This is a genomic window from Mesorhizobium sp. M7A.F.Ca.CA.002.15.2.1, from assembly GCF_003998715.1.
Lineage (GTDB): Bacteria > Pseudomonadota > Alphaproteobacteria > Rhizobiales > Rhizobiaceae > Mesorhizobium > Mesorhizobium ciceri.
Genome location: NZ_RZPI01000937.1, coordinates 1 through 1,603 on the forward strand (window position 1 = coordinate 1; position 1,603 = coordinate 1,603).

General features: G+C 61.9%; 1 protein-coding gene. It reads right to left on the minus strand.

Translation table 11 applies throughout. The features are described from left to right. Window positions 1–77 precede the first annotated feature (77 nt). Window positions 78–1,603 (minus strand): aconitate hydratase AcnA (acnA, locus tag ENZ74_RS31295; protein ID WP_127313280.1); only part of this gene is annotated, 1,526 nt, incomplete at its 5' end.

The following is a 1,603-nucleotide window of genomic DNA, read 5'->3' on the forward strand; positions in this document are numbered from 1 at the left end:
GAATAGGGGAATAGGGGAATAGGGGAATAGGTATTCCCTTCCCTACTCCCCTACTCCCCTACTCCCCTACTCCCTTACTAAGCTGCCAGATCGCGCAGCACGTATTGCAGGATGCCGCCGTTCTTGAAGTAGTCGAGCTCATCCAGCGTATCGATGCGGCAGATGATCGGCACGTTCTTCACCGTGCCGTCGCCATAGGTGATTTTGGCGATCATCGTCTGGCGCGGCTTGATGGTGCTCAGTCCGTCGATCTCGACCAGCTCGTCTCCCTTGAGGTTGAGCGATGCCCATGAGGTGCCTTCCTCGAAGACGAAGGGGATAACGCCCATGCCGACCAGGTTCGAGCGATGGATGCGCTCGAAGGACTGGGCGATGACCGCGCGGACACCGAGCAGATTGGTTCCCTTGGCCGCCCAGTCGCGCGACGAGCCGTTGCCGTATTCGACGCCGGCGAAGACGACCAGCGGCACGCCTTCCCTTTTGTACTCCATCGCCGCGTCGTAGATCGATTCCTCTTCCTTCGACGGGTAGTGAATGGTGTAGCCGCCCTCGCGGCCGTTCTCGCCCAGCATGTGGTTGCGGATGCGGATGTTGGCGAAGGTGCCGCGCATCATCACCTCGTGATTGCCGCGCCGCGTGCCGTACTGGTTGAAGTCGGCGACACCGACGCCGTGGTCGGTGAGATATTTTCCGGCCGGCGACGCTGCCTTGATCGATCCGGCCGGCGAGATGTGATCGGTGGTGATCTTGTCGCCGAACAGGCCGAGCACGCGGGCGCCCTTGATGTCGCCGATCTTGCCGAAACCTGATGTCATGCCGGCGAAATAGGGCGGGTTCTGCACATAGGTCGAGTTGTCGTCCCAGGCATAGGTCTGGCCTTCCGGCGCCTTGACGTTCTGCCAGTACTCGTCGCCCTTGAAGACGTCGGCATACTTGCGGGCGAACAGCTCGCGGGTGACGTTCTTCTCGATGAACTCCTGGATTTCGGCCGAGCTCGGCCAGATGTCCTTGAGGTAGACCGGCTCGCCGTTCTTGTCCTCGCCGAGCGGCTCTGTCGTGAGGTCCTTGGTGACAGTTCCGGCCAGCGCGTGCGCGACGACCAGCGGCGGCGAGGCCAGATAGTTGGCCTGCACGTCAGGCGAGACACGGCCTTCGAAGTTGCGATTGCCGGACAGGACCGCGGCGGCGATCAGGCCCTTGTCGTTGATGGTTTTGGAGATCGGCGCCGGCAGCGGGCCGGAATTGCCGATACAGGTGGTGCAGCCGAAGCCGACCAGGTTGAAGCCGATCTGGTCGAGCTCCTTCTGCAGGCCGGATTTCTCCAGATATTCGGCGACCACCTGGCTGCCGGGAGCCAGCGAGGTCTTCACCCACGGCTTCTGCTTCAAACCGAGCCGGTTGGCATTGCGGGCCAAAAGACCGGCGCCGATCAGCACGCTCGGGTTCGAGGTGTTGGTGCAGGAGGTGATGGCGGCAATGACGACATCGCCGTGACCGAGATCATGGTCGGTGCCTTCGACGGCATAGCGCTTGGAGATTTCGGCCGCCTTCTTGTATTCGGTCTCCATCGCCTTGGCGAAGCCTTCCGGAATGCCTTCCAGGG